Origin of the sequence: Orrella dioscoreae (assembly GCF_900089455.2) — a bacterium.
Classification (GTDB): Bacteria; Pseudomonadota; Gammaproteobacteria; order Burkholderiales; family Burkholderiaceae_B; genus Orrella; species Orrella dioscoreae.
This window is the reverse complement of sequence record NZ_LT907988.1, coordinates 979381-996376: the sequence shown is the minus strand read 5'-3', so window position 1 is coordinate 996376 and position 16996 is coordinate 979381. Positions and strand designations below refer to the sequence as shown.

Genomic DNA, 16996 nt, shown 5'->3' with positions numbered 1-16996 from the left:
ACCCAGCCCGGCCCAGGCTTTACGCGGACATCGGCGCATGCTGCAACGCACACAAAAGCCTACGCTAAGCTACGGGTTTACCCCGAATCCGGCGGCACCCTTTCCATGCGCTTCGACTGGACCAATCCCTACCCCTCCCCCCGCGTGCCCGTCTTCGCCCGCGACGTCGTCGCCACCTCGCAGCCATTGGCCGCGCAGGCGGGCCTGCGCGTGCTGGCACAGGGCGGCAATGCCGTGGATGCTACCATCGCGGCAGCCTCCACCATCGCGCTGACCGAACCCGTCAGCAACGGGCTGGGCTCGGACTGCTTTGCAATCGTGTGGGATGGCGCCAAGCTGCACGGGCTGAACGCCTCCGGGCCTTCGCCCGCCGCCTGGAGTCCGGAATACTTCCAGCGCAAGCACAATGGCGCCGTGCCGCAACGGGGCTGGGACAGCGTCACGGTGCCTGGCGCCGTGGCCGGCTGGGCGGCCCTGCACGAGAAGCTGGGCAGCCTGCCTTTCGGTCAGGTCCTGGCGCCCGCCATCGACTACGCGGAACGCGGCTTCGCCATCTCGCCGGTCGTGCAGGCCAAGTGGGCCGCCCAGGCCGACCTGCTGAGCGGCCAGCCGGGCTTCGCCGAGCACTTCCTGCCGCGCGGACGCGTGCCTGCGATCGGCGAACAGTTCGTGCTGAAGGGCGCGGCCGACACCTTGCGCCGCATCGCCCACACCGAGGGCCGGGACTTCTATGAAGGCGAAACCGCGCACAAGCTGGTCGCCCATGCCCAGGCCCACGACGCGGCCCTGACGCTGCGCGACCTGCGGGACTTCCGCCCCGAATGGGTGACGCCCATTTCGATGGACTATCGCGGCTACACGCTGCACCAGATCCCGCCCAATGGCCAGGGCATCGCGGCGCTGATGGCGCTGGGCGTGCTGCGGCACTTCGACCTGACGGTGCGTGCCGTCGATCACGCGGACACGCAGCACCTGATGATCGAGGCCATGAAGCTTGCCTTCGCCGACGTCTACGCGCACGTGGCCGACCCTGCCCACATGACCCTGAGCGCCGAGACGCTGCTCAATGACGAGTACCTGGCCAGCCTGGCACGCCGCATCGACACCCGGCGTGCGCAGGTCTATACGAGCCAGCGCGCGCCGCTGGGCGGGACGATCTACCTGACCGCCGCGGACCGCAACGGCATGATGGTGAGCCTCATCCAGTCCAACTACATGGGCTTCGGCTCGGGCGTGGTCGTGCCGGGCACCGGCGTGAGCCTGCAGAACCGCGGCTTCGGCTTCAGCAACAAGGCCGGCCACCCCAATGTGGTGGGCGGCGGCAAGCGGCCTTTCCACACCATCATCCCCGGTTTCCTGACCCGCGAAGGCGCCCCCGTCATGAGCTTCGGCGTGATGGGCGGCAACATGCAGCCGCAAGGCCAGGTGCAGACGCTGGTGCGCATGCTGGACTACGGCCAGCAGCCGCAATCCGCGTGCGACGCGCCGCGCTGGAAATGGAACGAGGGCCTGTCGGTGGACGTGGAGGCAGGCGTGTCCGCCGGACTGCGTTCGGCGCTGGGCGCGCGCGGCCATGTGCTGGAGGCCCGGCCGGATGCCTACATGGACTTCGGCTCGGGGCAGTTCATCTGGCGGCTGGGCAATCCGGCCGTGGATGGCTACGTCGCGGCCAGCGACAGCCGGCGCGACGGACTGGCCGCCGGCTTCTGAGCCCATCGGGCTGCCGTGGGCGGGTTGCTTTGCGCTAGACTCGGGACTCCTGACGCCTGACACCCACCTCACGGAGACAAGATAAATGGCCTCGGTTGCTAGCAAGTCCTACGAATCCACTCCCCCGCTGAAAGTCGCTTTCCTGGGCCTGGGCGTCATGGGCCTGCCCATGGCTGGCCACCTTGCGCTGGCCGGCCATTCCGTCACCGTCTACAACCGCACGCCCGCCAAGGCCGAGGCGTGGGTAGCGGAGTTCGGCGGCAGCCATGCCAAGACCCCGCGCGTAGCGGCGCAGGATGCACAGATCGTGTTCGCCTGCGTGGGCAACGACGACGACCTGCGCAGCGTGGTGCTGGGCGATGACGGCGCCTTCGCCGGCATGAAGCAGGGCGCGATCTTCGTCGATCACACGACGGCCTCGGCCAACGTGGCGCGCGAGCTGTATGACGTGGCCAAGGGCCTGGGCCTGCATTTCGTGGACGCCCCCGTCTCGGGCGGCCAGGCCGGCGCGGTGAACGGCGTGCTGACCGTGATGTGCGGCGGCGAGCAAGGCGCCTTCGACAGCATCCGCGACGTGGCAGGCGCATTCGCGCGCGCGGTCACGCTGGTGGGCGGCCCCGGCGCCGGCCAGCTGGCCAAGATGGTCAACCAGATCTGCATTGCCGGCCTGGTGCAAGGCCTGTCGGAAGCCATCGCCTTCGGCCAGTCGGCCGACCTGGACATGAAGCTGGTGCTGGACGTCATCAGCAAGGGCGCCGCCCAGAGCTGGCAGATGGAGAACCGCGGCAAGACGATGGTCGACGGCAAGTTCGACTTCGGCTTCGCGGTGGACTGGATGCGCAAGGACCTGAGCCTCGTGCTGGACGAAGCCCGCCGCAACGGCGCGCGGGTGCCCGTCACCGCCGTGGTGGACCAGTTCTATGCCGACGTGCAGAAGCAGGGTGGCGGCCGCTGGGACACCTCCAGCCTGATCACCCGCCTGAAGGCCTGATGTTCCTGGCGCGGGCCCCCGGCCCGCGCATGTTCCCATGCGTCAATTCCTGATTTCAGTGCACAACCAGTTGCCCTCCTGGGCAGGAAGCTGGTTCAACGTCCTGGCCCTGCTCGCGCAGGTCGGGCTGATCGTCCTGGCCGCCTGGCTGGCCATGCGCGTGGCGCGCATGCTGATCAGGCGGCTGGCCAAGACCTATACCCTGCCCTACGACCTCGCGATGCTGACCACGCGCGTGGTGGCCTTCGTGGTGTACGGCGGCGCGATGCTCTGGGCGCTGGAGCGCCTGGGCGTGTCCGGCACGGTGCTGTGGACGGCCCTGACCGGCTTCGCGGCGGTGGGCGCGGTGGCGTTCTTCGCCGCCTGGAGCGTGCTGTCCAACCTGTTCTGCGCGCTGCTCATCTTCACCACGCGCGCCTTCCGGCCCGGCGACCTGATCGAGCTCATCGAGAGCGGCGACAAGCCCGGCATCCGCGGCCGCGTGCTGGACATCAACCTGGTCTACACCACGCTGGTGGAGGCCGATGCCGGCACGGGCAGCCATACGCTGCAGGTGCCCAACAGCCTCTTCTTCCAACGCGTGCTGCGGCACTGGCGCGACACGAGCTCTCCCGCCGAGCGGTGAACTCGTCCGCGCGCCCCGAACAGGAAGCGTCGTGCACGACCTGAACGATCTTTATTATTTTGCCCAGGTCGTGGAGGCCGGCGGCTTCAGCGCCGCGGCCCGCCGCCTGGACATTCCGAAGTCCCGCCTGTCCCGCCGCATCGCCCTGCTCGAGGAGCGCCTGCAGATGCGCCTCCTGCAGCGCACGACGCGGCGGCTGAGCCTGACGGCGGCAGGCGAGCGTTATCTGCAGTATTGCCGCGCCGTCACCGAGTCGGCGCTGGCCGCCGACGAGGCGATCGAGCAATTGCGCGCCGAACCGTCGGGAACGGTGGTGATGAGCGCCCCCATCGCGCTTGCGCATGAAGCCCTGCCCAAGCTGATGCCCGAGTTCCTGCGTGCGTGGCCGAAAGTGTCCGTGCAGATCATTGCCTCGAACCGCCGCATCGATCTCATCCGTGAAGGGGTGGACCTGGCCCTGCGCGTCCGTGAAAAGCTGGATACCGACGCGGAGATGGTGGCGCGCCAATTGGGATCGAGCGCGTCGTACCTGGTGGCCAGCCCCGAGTTCCTGCGCCGCCACGGCGCGCCGCAGCACCCCGCCGAACTCGCCGATGCGCGTACGCTGGCTTTCAGCGACACGCGCGGCCCGGTGCGCTGGGCCCTGCAAGGCCCGCGCGAGGAAAGCGTATCGGTGACGGTGACCCCGCAGATGGCGTGCAACGATTTCCCGGTGCTGGTGGAGGCCGCCATCCATGATGGCGGCATCGTGCTGCTGCCCGACGTGGCCGTGGCCGATCCCATGCGGGCGGGCAAGCTGGTGCAGGTATTGCCGAACTGGTCAGCCCCGACCGGCATCGTGCACATCATCTACCCTTCGCGCCGGGGCATGCTGCCCGCGGTGCGCACGCTGGTGGACTTCCTGGCGCGCCGCCTGCCGCAGGTCTATGCCATGGGACCGCACGCGCCCCAGCCGCCCGCTCAGTAACCCCGCTCGCGGGCCACGACGCCCGACGGCGTGCCGCCCGCCGCGAACACCCGGATCTTCTCGGCGATCTGCGCGATGGTCTCGGCGCGCAGCGTGCGGGCCGCCACGTGCGGCGTGACGTGGATCTTCGGGTGGGCCCAGAACGGATGCCCTTCGGGCAAGGGTTCGGTGCGGAAGACATCCAGCGTGGCGCCAGCCAGCGGGCCGTTTTCCAGCACGTGCAGCAGGTCTTCCTCGACCAGGTGCTGGCCACGGCCCACGTTGATGAGATGGCTGTCAGGCAGCAGGCGGCCCAGCGTGTCACGGTTCAGGATGTCGCGCGTTTCGTCGGTGAGCGGCAGGACATTGACCAGCACGCGGGTGCGCGCGAGGAACCCGGGCAGGGCATCGATGCCGGCATGGACCTCCACGCCCGGCACCTCGCCGCCGCTGCGCGACCAACCCGCGACGGGAAAGTCGAACGCGGCCAGCGATTGCGCCACGCGCCGCCCCACCACGCCCAGGCCCAACACACCCACCGGCCACTGCGCGCGGCGGATGGGCGGCGTCTTGTGCCAGCGGCCATCGCGCTGCGCGGCGTCATAGACGTCGAAATCGCGCGCCGCGCGCAGGATCGCGTAGAGCGCGTACTCGGCCATCTGCACCGACATGCCCGCATCTTCCAGGCGCACCAGCGTGGCCGACGCCGGCAAGGTCCCCGAGGCCAGCAAGGCATCGACGCCCGCTCCCAGGTTGAACACCCCACGCAGGCCCGGCTCGGTCTTGAAGAATTCCGCCGGCGGCTGCCACACGATGGCCGCATCCGCGCCCCGCGGCGCATCGCCCGGCTGCCAGGCGGTCACCTGGATCCCCGGCAAGGCCTTCGCAAACTCCCCTACCCAACGTTCCGTGTCATAGCCTTCGGCAGCAAACAGCACATGCATGAATCCAGTCTCCTCTGGTTGGAATGTCCCGCCCCTCGCCCCTGTACCGCATGTGGCGGTCCAATCCGGGGTGCCGCGGAGCCGGCTCTGCCGGTCCGCCAGCACCGCCCCCCTGGGGGGGAAGCGCGCAGCGCTTCGGGGGGGAGACATCCTTGGGGGTGGGAATAAAAAACAGGCGATAACCGTAGCACGGTTATCGCCTGGAAAGACAGGACAGACCCGGGATCAGCCGGCCTGCACCTGAGGAGACAGCTCCCGGCGGCGCGCACGGATGGCCGAGAAGGTCAGCCAGCCCACGAGCGCCACGCAGGCCGCGACGAAGCCCAGGCTGATGGGACGTTCGACGAAGATCATCAGGTCGCCGCGCGACAGCAGCAGCGCACGGCGGAAGTTCTCTTCGACCATGGGACCGAGCACGAAACCGAGCAGCAGGGGTGCGGGTTCGAAGCGCAGGCGCATGAAGAAGTAGCCCACCACGCCGAAGAGCGTGACCATCGCGACGTCGAAGAGGTTGTTGTTCGTGCTGTAGACCCCCACGCACACGAAGAACAGGGCCGCGGGGAAGAGATAGCGGAACGGCACCGACAGCATGCGGATCCACATGCCGATGAGCGGCAGGTTGAGCAACAGCAGCAGCACGTTGCCGACCCAGAAGCTGGCGATCAGCCCCCAGAACATGTCGCCGTGCTCGATCATCATCTGCGGGCCCGGCTGGATGCCGTGGATGATCAGCGCGCCCAGCATCAGCGCCATCACGGGGTCACCCGGGATGCCCAGGCTCATCGTGGGGATGAAGCTGGTCTGCGTCGAGGCGCTGGTGGCGGCCTCGGGGCCGGCGATGCCTTCGATGGCGCCGCGACCGAAGCGGCGCGGTTCCTTGGCGGCCTTCTTCTCGGCGGCGTAGGAGATGAACGAGGCGATCGTCGGGCCGGTGCCGGGCAAGACGCCGAAAGCCGCGCCGATGGCCGTGCCGCGCACCAGCGCGCCGCGCGACTGCTTGATGTCGCCCTTTTGCGGACGCATCGATTTCATCGAGATGCCGCCGCCGCCGATGATCTTGGCGCTGGAGTCGATGCGATTGACGTTCTTCAGGAAGTCGGCGATGCCGAAGAGGCCCATGGCCAGCGCCACGATCTGCAGCCCGTCGCTGAGTTCCAGGATGCCGAAGTGGAAACGCATGACGCCGGTGTTGACGTCGGTGCCGATCACGCCGAGCACCAGGCCCACCAGCACCATGGCCACGCCCTTCACCGCCGAGCCCTTGGCCAGCGTGGCGCCGGCCAGCAGGCCCAGCATCATCATGGCGAAGTATTCGGCGGGACCGAACTTGAAGGCCACTTCCACCAGCATCGGCGAGAAGAGGATCATGGCCAGGATGCCGACGGTCGCGCCGCAGAACGACGAGAACATCAGCATGAAGAGCGCGGACCCAGCCTTGCCCTGGCGCGCCAGCGGATTGCCGTCCAGGCAGGCCACGGCGTGCGAGGCCGTGCCCGGCAGGTTCAGCATGATGGAGGTGATGCCGCCACCGTACTGCGAACCGTAGTAGATGCCCGAGAGCATGACCAGCGCCGCGGTGGGCGTCATGGTGTAAGTCAGGGGCAGCAGGATGGAGATGGCGGCCAGCACGCCCATGCCGGGGAGCACCCCGATCAGGTTGCCCATGAAGACGCCGAAAGCGGCCCACATCAGGTTGTCCAGCGCGAAGGCGACGGAGAACCCGTGCATCAAGTTATTGAAGATATCCATGTTCGATCAGCCCCAACGCAGCAGCGGGAATTGCAGCTGCAAGCCCCACGAGAAAATGGCGCAGCCCACGACGGTCACGCCCAAGGCAAGCAGCAGCGCGGTGCGCCAGGTGTGTTCGCGGTCGCCCATGGCGGCGATGAAGACCAGCGCAAAGGTGGCCGGCACCAGGCCGCCGTAGCGGCCGAGGATCATGAAGGCCACCAGCCCGCCCAGGATGCAGGCCCAGCCGCGCCACTCGGGCGGACCCATTTCATCGCCCTCTTCGTCGGGCGGCAGCGTCTTGGCGGTGACGATGATGAGCACGCCCATCAGCGCCAGCAGCACGCCCAGGATGATGGGGAAAAGCCCCGGGCCCATGCGCGAGAGGCTGCCCACCTGGTACAGGTTGCCGCCGATCACGACGGCAATGCCCAGCCCGATCATGATCCCCCCGGCCCACCATTCGCGCCGCATGACGCTTGGCGGAACAACTATCTTCGGTTCCACGGATGTACTCCCCCTTTCTTGTAGGCATGCGCCGCCACCCGCATGGCACAAGGTTTTGCGAGCAACTGACGCGCAGTTGAAAGTGCAGGAGTCTAGGAAGCGAGGCTTGCGATTTGCTTTCGCGGATGTGTAACAGCGTGGATTAAAAAACACGCGTCACAGAGGGAAGCGCACACGATGCGCGGGAAATCCCCAATGCAAAGATGGAACCGGAAAGAAGGAATCAGCCGTGTGTTCAGCCGCGCGGCAGACGCAACACCGCGCGCAATCCCACGCCGCCATCGGCACGCACTTCGCCGTCTTCCAGCGTGGCATCGCCGCCGTTGCGGCGCGCATAGGCGCGCGCGATGGCAAGGCCAAGGCCCGAACCAGAACCGCCTTCGCCCTTCTCCACGCCGGCCCTGTCGAAGCGCCCGAAGGCGCGCTCGCGCAGCCCCGGCTCGAGACCGGGCCCGTCGTCGGTGACGGCCAGCAGCACGTCGGTCTCGCCAGGCTCGACGGAGACCGTGATGCACGCGCCAGGGGGCGCGTAATGCAGGGCGTTGTGGACGAGATTCGAGAGCGCTTCCTGCAACTCGGCCTCGATGCCTTGCACGACCAGCGGCCAGCGCGCCCCGCCCTCATCGGCGTCCGGCGCGGGCGAGGTCAGGCAACCGAGATCCTGCTTTTTCTCGCGGGCGAGCGGCAGGTAGCGCAACACCACGGCCCGCGCCAGCTCGTCGACATCGACGGCCTGTGCCGTGCGTTCGTCCTCGTGGCTGGCGTGCGCGAGCGACAGCAACTGCTCGGTCAGGCGCCGGGTACGGCCAAGTTGCTCGATGAGCGCATGCAGGCCTTCGCGCATGCGTTGCGGATCGCGCTCACGCAAGGCGTATTCGGCCTGCGTGAGCATGATGGCAAGCGGCGTGCGGAGTTGATGCGAGGCATCGGCCAGGAAGGCGGATTGCTCTGCCAGCATGTCGCCATAGCGGGCGATGTGATGGTTCACGGCCTCGACCAGCGGCACGACCTCGTTCGGCACCCGCGAGGGATCCAGGGGCTTCAGGTCTTGCGGGGAACGGCTGCGGATTTCATTGCGCAGGCGATAGAGCGGCCGCAAGGCCAGGGCCACGCCCAGCCACACCAGCAGCACCACCAGCACGACCATGCGGGCATCGCGCAGGGCCTCCTGCTGCCGGCCGCGCTCCTCGGCGTTCAGGCGCGGCCCCATGCTTTCGGCCACCTGCACCAGCACCTGGCGATGCGCGCCGCGATAGAACAGGTCGCGCCAGATCGCCACCACCCGCACCGGGTCGTTGCGATAGACCGAATCGTAGAAGACGGGTTCGCCCGCCTCGGCAGGCCATTGGGGCGGCATCGGCATGTCGGGCATGCCGATGAGCGCCCGCCCTGGCAGCACGGGCGAGCCTCTGCCTGGCGCGATGGGCGGATCGATTTCCTCGACCCGGTAGTACTTGCGCAGGCCCGCGCGCGACTCCAGCAGCACCTGCGCATACATGGGTGCGCTGATGCGCAGGGTCAGGTCGTTGGCGAATTCGACGCTGCTTTCCAGCACGCGCGCCGGCTCGAGCAAGCTGCTGTCGTAGGCTTCGGCGGTGATCTCGGACAGGGTGCGGTAGTCGTTCCAGCTGTCGATCATCAGCAGGCCGATGATGCCTGGCAGCAGCAAGGCCACGAGCAGCGGCCGGATGCCGACACGCGGCACCACGACGTCGATGAGACGGAACAGCCGCCAGTTAGCCGGGTGCGGCTTCACTGGCTTCGCTGGCCACGCTTTCCAGCATGTAGCCCAGGCCGCGGACCGTGGTGATGCGCACGTCGCTGCCCGCCAGCTTCTTGCGCAGGCGGTGCAGCACGACCTCGATGGCGTCGAGGTTGGCTTCGCTGTCGTGGGTGAAGACCTTGCCGAAGAGGCTGGACTTGTCGACCGGATAGCCGCTGCGGGTGAGCAATGCCGCCAGCGCGGCGTGCTCGCGTGGCGTGAGGAAAAGCAGGCCGCCGTCCAGGGTGAAGGAACGGCTTTCGCTGTCATAGGACAGCGACCCGCACTGCAGGCGCGGGTGCTGGCGGCCACGGCTGCGGCGCACCAGCGCGGTCAGGCGCGCTTCCAGTTCTTCCAGCGCGAAGGGCTTGGTGAGGAAATCGTCGGCGCCCAGGTTCAGGCCGCGCACGCGGTCCTGCAGGGCGCCCTGCGCCGTCAGGAGCAGCACCGGGGTGCTGTCGCTGCGATTGCGCATCTCGCGCAACAGCACCAGGCCGTGCTTGTCGGGCAGGCGCAGGTCCATGACGATGGCGTCGTATTCGTTGCCCGCCATGAAAGCCTCGGCCGTGCGCGCATCGGCCGCGTGGTCGGGGACGAAGCCGCTTTGAGACAGCGCCCGGACCAGCCAGGCGGCCATCTCGCGTTCGTCTTCAACCAGCAATATGCGCATACGTGTCGCTTCCTTCTGCGGGAGACTGCGCGCCGGACGCGCCGTCTCCCCGGTTTCCATGCACCCGCTGGCGCAGATAGCGGGTTTCCTGCTGCCGCCGGAACAGGATGACCGACAGCTCGTTCAGCGCCTGGGTATAGACGTCGCGCTTGAACTCGATGACCGCATCCAGCGGCACCCAGTACTTGCTCCAGCGCCAGGCGTCGAACTCGGGGTGCGCCGTGGCGCGCAGGCAGACATCGCTGTCGCGGCCCATGAGCCGCAACAGGAACCAGATCTGCTTCTGGCCTTTGTAATGACCGCGCCACTCACGGCGCACGAAATTCTCCGGCACGTTATAACGCAGCCAGTCGCGTGTTCGCCCCAGGATCCGGACATGTTCGGGCCGCAGGCCCACTTCCTCGTGGAGCTCGCGGTACATTGCCTGCGCAGGACTTTCACCGTGCTTGATGCCGCCTTGCGGAAACTGCCAGGCGTGTTCGCGCAGCCGCTTACCCCAAAAGACCTCGTTCTTGTGGTTGACGAGGATGATGCCGACATTGGGACGGTAGCCTTCGCGATCGAGCATGGGCCACCTCCAGCGAATTCAATACAATTGCATCCGATTATACGTATCTGAAGTCCGATCTGCCGACCCCCGGAGCCCCTGGCCAATCTATGCGTGCCTCACGTTACCACCTGAATACCCTGAAAGAAGCCCCTTCCGACGCCGAAGTGGCCAGCCACCAGCTCATGACGCGGGCCGGCATGATCCGCAAGCTGGCCGGCGGCATCTATACCTATATGCCGCTCGGGCTGAAGGTCATCCGCAAGGTCGAGGCCATCGTCCGCGAGGAGATGAACGGCGCGGGCGCCGTCGAACTGCTGATGCCCGTCGTCCAGCCCGCCGAACTCTGGAAGGAGTCGGGCCGCTGGGAGCAGTACGGCGCCGAGCTGCTGCGCATCAAGGACCGCCACGACCGCGATTTCGTCCTGCAGCCCACGTCGGAAGAAGTCATCACCGACATCGCGCGCAACGAGATCCACAGCTGGCGCCAGCTGCCGGTGAACTTCTATCACATCCAGACCAAGTTCCGGGACGAGCGCCGCCCCCGCTTCGGCCTGATGCGCGGCCGCGAATTCACCATGAAGGACGCGTACTCCTTCGACCGCGACGACGAGGGCGCACAGCGCAGCTATGACGTCATGTACGACGCGTACATGCGCATCTTCAAGCGCCTGGGGCTGGAATTCCGCGCCGTGGCGGCCGACACCGGCTCCATCGGCGGCGACCGCAGCCACGAGTTCCAGGTGATCGCCGACACCGGCGAAGACCTGCTGGTCTACGATCCGGGCTCGGACTACGCGGCCAACATCGAGCTGGCCCACGCGCCCAGCCTGCTGGCCGAGCGCGCCGCGCCCGCCGAGTCGCTGGCCAAGACCCCGACGCCCGGCGCGGCCAAGTGCCAGGCCGTGGCCGACCTGCTGGGCATCCCGCTGGCACGCACCGTGAAATCGCTGGTGCTGGCGACCGATCCCGAGGACGGCCCCGCACAGATCTGGCTGCTGCTGCTGCGCGGCGACCACGAGCTGAATGAAGTGAAGGCCGGCAAGCTGCCGGGCCTGAAGGCCGGCTGGCGCTTCGCCACAGAGTCCGAGATCGTCGAGCATTTCGGCTGCAAGCCCGGCTACCTGGGCCCCATCGGCACGGCCAAGCCCGTGCGCGTGGTGGCGGACCTGACCGTCGCCAACATGAGCGACCTGGTCTGCGGCGCCAACGCCGAAGACTTCCACTACACCGGCGTGAACTGGGGCCGCGACCTGCCCGAACCCGAATTGGTGGCGGACCTGCGCAACGTGGTGGCCGGCGACATCGGTCCCTCCGGCCAGGGCCTGGCGATCCAGCGCGGCATCGAGGTCGGCCACGTGTTCTTCCTGGGCACGAAGTATTCCGAGGCGCTCAATGCGACCTTCCTGGACGAGACCGGCAAGCCGGCGCTGCTGCGCATGGGCTGCTATGGCATCGGCATCACCCGCATCGTGGGCGCCGCCATCGAGCAGAACCACGATGCGCGCGGCATCATCTGGCCGGCCGCCATCGCCCCCTTCCAGGTGGCCATTTGCCCCGTGGGCTGGGGGAAAAGTGCAACGGTTCGTGACGAGGCGGAAAAGCTCTACGCGGCCCTGCAGGAACAAGGCGTGGACGTGATCCTGGACGATCGCGACCAGCGCCCGGGGGTCATGTTCGCCGAGTGGGAGCTCATCGGGGTGCCGGTGCGCGTAACAGTTGGAGAACGCGGCCTTGCCGACGGTGTGGTGGAATTGCAGTCCCGCCGCCAGGGCGAGAACGTGAAGGTCGCCGTGGGCGATGCGCTGGCGCAGACCCTGGCCGCGCTGGCCCAGGCCTGAACGGCAGACTCTGCCGGATTTGCCGAACCCGCAACGTGACTGCTGACGCCTTGCCGAGATCCACCCTGCAGGTTCGTGTCTATTACGAAGACACGGACGCGGGCGGGGTGGTTTTCTATGCCAACTATCTCAAGTTCCTGGAACGCGCCCGCACCGAGTGGCTGCGCGCGCTGGGCATCAACCAATCGACCATGGCCGTCACCGAGCAACGCCTTTTCGTGGTGCGCTCGCTGGACATGGATTACCGCAAGCCGGCGCGGCTGGATGACCTGCTGACCATCCACAGCGAGATCACCAAGCTGGGCCGTGCTTCGATACACTTCGCGCAACACGCAGAACGCGATGGGGAACTGCTCGTGTCGGGCAACATCCAAATCTGCTGCGTCGACGCCGTCAACCTGCGACCCGCCGCCTTACCTCCCACGCTAGTGGACGTGCTGCGGGCCAACCTACGGGACCTACGGGAATAACCATGCAAGTCACGAATGACATGTCGATACTGAAGCTGATCCTGGACGCCAGCGTGCCAGTGCAGCTCATCATGCTGATCCTGCTCGGCATCTCGATCCTGTCGTGGACCTTCATCTTCGCCAAGCGGTCCGCGCTGAAGCAGGCCGACCTGCAGACCCGCCGCTTCGAGAACGACTTCTGGTCGGGCGGCGACCTGACGATGCTGCAGCAGGCCGTGGCCAGCCGCCGCGCCGAACACGGCGCGCTCGCGCGCATCTTCGATGCCGGCATGAGCGAATTCGCCAAGGCCCGCCGCAACAATCCCGGCGGCGATGTCCAGACCGTGCTGGACGGCCCGCGCCGCGCCATGCGCGCCGCCTACCAGCGCGAGATGGACTCGCTGGAATCGCGCCTGAACTTCCTGGCCTCGGCCGGCTCGGTCAGCCCCTACATCGGCCTGCTGGGCACCGTGTGGGGCATCATGCACGCCTTCCTGGGCCTGGCCAACGTGCAGCAGGCCACCCTGGCCTCGGTGGCGCCCGGCATCGCCGAAGCACTGATCGCCACGGCCATCGGCCTCTTCGCCGCCATTCCCGCGGTCGTGGCCTACAACCGCTACACCCACGACATCGACCGGCTGTCGATCCGCTTCGACGCCTTCGTGGACGAATTCCTGAACATCCTTCAACGTCAGGTGCGCTAAATGCCTTCGGTCCGATCGAGCAGCGGCCGCGGCGGCCGGCGCCTCAAGAACGAGATCAACGTCGTCCCCTACATCGACGTCATGCTGGTGCTGCTGGTCATCTTCATGGTCACCGCGCCCCTCATCACGCCGGGCATGATCGAACTGCCCTCGGTGGGCCAGGCCTCGGAGGTCAAGGCCGTGCCGCTGGAAGTCCAGATCTCCGAGGACGGCAAGGTCGCCGTGCGCATGCGCGAAGCCGGTTCGCAGCCGCAGGACATCGCCCGCGAATCGCTGGTGCAGGAAGTCCAGGCGCGCCTGACGCCCGAGACCCCGGTCGTCATTGCCGCCGACGGCCGCGTGCCCTACGAGCAGGTGGTCAAGGCCATGGACGAGCTGCGCGCCAGCGGGATCACCCGCCTGGGCCTGCTGGTCGACCAGAGCGGCGCGCCGACCAACGCCACGCCCGCACGCCGCTGATGGCGGCGCGCCTCCCGCAAGCACTCAATCATCCATGCCGCCCGTGAATTCCAACGACACCGACCGCAACGGCATGCCGCCGCCGCCCAGCGACAAACGCGCGCTGCTGCTGGCCGTGGGCGTGCACGTGCTGCTCCTGGTGGTGCTGATCTTCGGCATGGCCTGGCGCAGCGAGACGCCCGGCCCGGTCCAGGTCGAGCTGTGGGCGCCGGGCGACAGCCCGAATGCCCGCCAGCCGGAGCCTGAACCCGAGCCCGAGCCGGAACCCGAACCCGAGCCGCCGCAACCCCAGCCGCAGCCCGAGCCGGAACCCGCGCCGCCGCCGCCTCCGCCGCCCCCTCCTCCTCCCGCGCCCCCCAAGGTCGAAGCGCCCGATCCCGAGATCGCGCTGGCCGAAGCCCGCAAGCGCAAGCAGGAGGAAGAGGAAAAGGCACGCGCCGCCGCCGAAGCCAAGCGCAAGGAAGAAGCGCGCAAGGAAGAGGAACGCCTGAAGCAGGAACGCGAGAAGGCCGAAAAGGCCGAACGCGAGCGCCTGGAGCAGGAACGCGCCGCCGCCGAGAAGAAGGCCAAGGAAGAGGCTGCCAAGAAGGAAGCCGCTGCCAAGGAAACCGCCGCGAAGAAGGCTGAAGCCGAAAAGGCCGCAGCGGAGAAGGCCGCGGCGGAAAAGGCGGCTGCCGAGAAGAAGGCCGCCGCCGAGAAAAAGGCCAAGGAAGACGCGGCCAGGAAGGCGGCCGCCGAGAAGAAAGCCAAGGAAGATGCCGCCAAGAAGGCTGCCGCCGACCGCGACCGCCAGCTGCGCGAAGCCATGCGCGGCGACGCCCTGGGCGCCGCCGGCCTGCCGGGCGGCACCGCCGACCGCAACCAGGCGGGCGGCGGCCGGGACGACGGCTATGCCGGCAAGGTGCGCGCCTGCGTGCAACCCGGGGTGGCCTATCCTGTCCCGACACGCTCCGGCTCGTCCAATCCGACCGCGGAATACCGGGTACAGTTACGTAACGACGGCACGGTGACCGGCGTCAACATGACTCGTTCGTCCGGCATCAGCGGCTTCGACCGCGCGGTCGAGAACGGCATCCGCCGCTGCTCGCCCTTCCCCAAGCCCAGCACGGGTGGCTATCCGTCCACCATTGACGTGACCTACCGCATGTACGACTAGGAGATAGCAGCAATGACTCCCGACATTTCCCGACAGCGCGCCTCGCGCGCGCAGGCACAGGAGACGGCTCGCACCCGCAACCTGTGGAAAATGCTGGCCAGCTTCACGCTGGTCATGCTGACCCTGATGTTCTGGCAATCGGCGCACGCCCAGTTGCGCGTGGACATCTCGGGCACCGGCGCCCAGCAATACCCCATCGCCATTGCCGACTTCACCGGCAACGACGCAGGCCGCACCGTGGCGGAAATCATCCGTGCCGATCTGACCCGCACCGGGCGCTTCCGCCTGGTGAGCGCGTCCGGCAGCGAGCTGACCTCGGAAACTCCGGTCAACTACGATGACTGGCGCAACCGTGGCGCCGATCACCTGTCCTACGGCAGCATCACGCGCTCGGCCGACGGCCGCTACGAAATCCGCTACCGCCTAGCCGACACGGTCCAGGGCGGCCAGGCCGACGGCGTGGCGTTCTCGGGCACCGAACGCGAACTGCGCCGCATCTCGCACCAGATCGCCGACCGCATCTACGAAAAGATCACCGGCGTGCGCGGCGTGTTCTCGACCCGCATCGCCTACGTGCTGAAGCAAGGCAGCCAGTACGAGCTGCAGATTGCCGATGCCGACGGCCAGAATCCGCAAGTGGCCCTGCGTTCGAAAGAGCCCATCATCTCGCCCGCCTGGTCGCCCGACGGCTCCCGGCTGGCCTATGTGAGCTTCGAGTCCGGCAAGCCCGTGGTGTACGCGCACACGCTGGCGACCAGCCAACGTGTACCCGTGGCCAACTACAAAGGTAACAATTCCGCGCCCGCCTGGTCGCCCGACGGCAGCCAATTGGCCGTGGTGCTGACCCGTGACGGCCTGTCGCAGATCTATATCGTGGGGGCCGACGGCCAGAACCTGCGCCGCGTGACGCGCTCGCCGCTCATTGATACGGAACCGACTTTCTCGCCCGATGGCCGCAGCCTGTACTTCACCAGCGATCGCAGCGGCAGCCCGCAGGTCTACCGCACCGGACTGGACGGCGGCAACCCGCAGCGCGTGACCTTCAACGGCAGTTACAACATTTCACCCAGAATTTCCCCTGATGGAAAAACCCTGCTGTACGTTACTCGTCGTGAAGGCACTTTTCGGATCGCTGCCCTGGACATTGCGTCCGGCAACGAAACCCTGCTGACCCAAGGCCCCGACGACCAATCTCCCAGTTTCGCGGCCAATGGTTTGGAAGTACTATACGCCGCCGTTCAGAACGGGCGCAGTGTACTGGCCGGGGTTTCAAGCGATGGTCGTGTTCGCTCCACGCTGTCGGTGCTGAACGGCGAGGTACGGGAACCCACGTGGGGACCCTTCCTCAACGCAAATTGAGTTGTTTCGTACCAACAAACGTGTGAGTCTCTTTAAAGGAAAATCATGAGATCGCGCATTGCCAAAAGCCTTACCGTCGTTGCTCTGGCGTCCGCCCTGGCCGCCTGCAGCTCCGTGGATCTGGATGATCAGGCCAAGACCGGTCAAGGTGGCACCGCCGGTCAGGGAACCTCGACGGGCGCTTCGTCCGGCCAGATTCTCGACCCCTTCAACCCGCAAAGCATCCTGGCGCAACAGCGCTCGGTGTATTTCGACTATGACAGCTACACGGTGACCGAACAGTACCGTGGCGTGGTGGAAAACCATGCCCGTTACCTGACCGGCAACACGCAGCAACGCGTCATTCTCGAAGGCAACACCGACGCCCGTGGCGGCGCCGAGTACAACCTGGCCCTGGGCCAGCGTCGTGCGGATGCCGTGCGTCGCACGCTCACCCTGCTGGGCGTGTCGGACAGCCAGATCGAAACGATCAGCCTGGGCAAGGAAAAGCCGAAAGCGACGGGTAACACCGAAGCCGACTACGCTGAAAACCGCCGGGCCGACTTCGTCTATCGTCGCTGATCCCGTTGAGTGACAGGATGCCCGGTAGGCGCCGCGC

General features: G+C 67.3%; 17 protein-coding genes. 11 read left to right on the top strand and 6 right to left on the bottom strand.

What is annotated here, in order from left to right:
* Positions 1–105 precede the first annotated feature (105 nt).
* From ODI_RS04525 to ODI_RS04510, 4 genes are all read left to right on the top strand, one after another.
* Positions 106–1710 carry a gamma-glutamyltransferase family protein gene (locus ODI_RS04525; protein WP_067752773.1) on the top strand — a complete coding sequence of 535 codons (1605 nt, stop codon included), beginning with the start codon at positions 106–108 and terminating at the stop codon, positions 1708–1710.
* Positions 1711–1795: 85 nt separating this feature from the next.
* Positions 1796–2701, top strand: coding sequence for an NAD(P)-dependent oxidoreductase (locus ODI_RS04520; RefSeq protein ID WP_067752770.1), 906 nt, complete (start codon positions 1796–1798; stop codon positions 2699–2701).
* 37 nt (positions 2702–2738) lie between these two features.
* Complete coding sequence (locus ODI_RS04515) at positions 2739–3326, top strand: mechanosensitive ion channel family protein (RefSeq protein WP_173719632.1); 588 nt, start codon at positions 2739–2741, stop codon at positions 3324–3326.
* 31 nt (positions 3327–3357) lie between these two features.
* Positions 3358–4293 carry a LysR substrate-binding domain-containing protein gene (locus ODI_RS04510; RefSeq protein ID WP_067752767.1) on the top strand — a complete coding sequence of 312 codons (936 nt, stop codon included), beginning with the start codon at positions 3358–3360 and terminating at the stop codon, positions 4291–4293.
* Here the strand turns inward: ODI_RS04510 and ODI_RS04505 are convergent.
* The 6 genes from ODI_RS04505 to ODI_RS04480 all read right to left on the bottom strand — a co-directional run bounded on the left by ODI_RS04505 (position 4287) and on the right by ODI_RS04480 (position 10451).
* Positions 4287–5216: a 2-hydroxyacid dehydrogenase gene (locus ODI_RS04505; protein ID WP_067752764.1), complete on the bottom strand. Its 930-nt coding sequence runs from the start codon at positions 5214–5216 to the stop codon at positions 4287–4289. The two genes, ODI_RS04510 and ODI_RS04505, sit on opposite strands and share 7 nt — an antisense overlap.
* 225 nt (positions 5217–5441) lie before the next feature.
* A complete protein-coding gene (locus tag ODI_RS04500; protein ID WP_067752760.1) occupies positions 5442–6965 on the bottom strand; it encodes a tripartite tricarboxylate transporter permease in 1524 nt (507 codons plus the stop codon).
* Between the two features lie 6 nt (positions 6966–6971).
* The gene (locus tag ODI_RS04495; RefSeq protein ID WP_067752757.1) at positions 6972–7418 is read right to left on the bottom strand and encodes a tripartite tricarboxylate transporter TctB family protein; all 447 of its coding nucleotides are present in this window, start codon (positions 7416–7418) and stop codon (positions 6972–6974) included.
* A 268-nt stretch (positions 7419–7686) separates the two neighbouring features.
* Complete coding sequence (locus ODI_RS04490; RefSeq protein ID WP_067752810.1) at positions 7687–9090, bottom strand: sensor histidine kinase; 1404 nt, start codon at positions 9088–9090, stop codon at positions 7687–7689.
* A 97-nt stretch (positions 9091–9187) separates the two neighbouring features.
* The gene (locus ODI_RS04485) at positions 9188–9883 is read right to left on the bottom strand and encodes a response regulator (protein ID WP_067752754.1); all 696 of its coding nucleotides are present in this window, start codon (positions 9881–9883) and stop codon (positions 9188–9190) included.
* On the bottom strand, positions 9864–10451 hold the full coding sequence (locus tag ODI_RS04480) for an RNA pyrophosphohydrolase (protein ID WP_067752751.1): 588 nt from the start codon (positions 10449–10451) through the stop codon (positions 9864–9866). Before ODI_RS04480 ends, ODI_RS04485 begins: the two co-directional genes overlap by 20 nt.
* An 89-nt stretch (positions 10452–10540) precedes the next feature.
* Between ODI_RS04480 and ODI_RS04475 the strand changes: the two genes are divergently transcribed.
* The 7 genes from ODI_RS04475 to pal all read left to right on the top strand — a co-directional run bounded on the left by ODI_RS04475 (position 10541) and on the right by pal (position 16959).
* A complete protein-coding gene (locus ODI_RS04475; RefSeq protein WP_067752748.1) occupies positions 10541–12271 on the top strand; it encodes a proline--tRNA ligase in 1731 nt (576 codons plus the stop codon).
* 35 nt (positions 12272–12306) lie between these two features.
* A complete protein-coding gene (gene ybgC / locus ODI_RS04470; protein WP_067752745.1) occupies positions 12307–12741 on the top strand; it encodes a tol-pal system-associated acyl-CoA thioesterase in 435 nt (144 codons plus the stop codon).
* 2 nt (positions 12742–12743) lie between these two features.
* Positions 12744–13424, top strand: a complete 681-nt coding sequence (gene tolQ / locus ODI_RS04465; protein WP_067752742.1) for a protein TolQ — start codon at positions 12744–12746, stop codon at positions 13422–13424.
* The gene (tolR, locus tag ODI_RS04460) at positions 13425–13883 is read left to right on the top strand and encodes a protein TolR (protein ID WP_067752739.1); all 459 of its coding nucleotides are present in this window, start codon (positions 13425–13427) and stop codon (positions 13881–13883) included.
* Between the two features lie 34 nt (positions 13884–13917).
* Positions 13918–15039 carry a cell envelope integrity protein TolA gene (tolA, locus tag ODI_RS04455; RefSeq protein ID WP_098020838.1) on the top strand — a complete coding sequence of 374 codons (1122 nt, stop codon included), beginning with the start codon at positions 13918–13920 and terminating at the stop codon, positions 15037–15039.
* Between the two features lie 90 nt (positions 15040–15129).
* Positions 15130–16398 carry a Tol-Pal system beta propeller repeat protein TolB gene (gene tolB, locus ODI_RS04450; RefSeq protein ID WP_067752807.1) on the top strand — a complete coding sequence of 423 codons (1269 nt, stop codon included), beginning with the start codon at positions 15130–15132 and terminating at the stop codon, positions 16396–16398.
* 45 nt (positions 16399–16443) lie between these two features.
* On the top strand, positions 16444–16959 hold the full coding sequence (gene pal, locus ODI_RS04445; RefSeq protein WP_067752735.1) for a peptidoglycan-associated lipoprotein Pal: 516 nt from the start codon (positions 16444–16446) through the stop codon (positions 16957–16959).
* Positions 16960–16996: the final 37 nt, after the last annotated feature.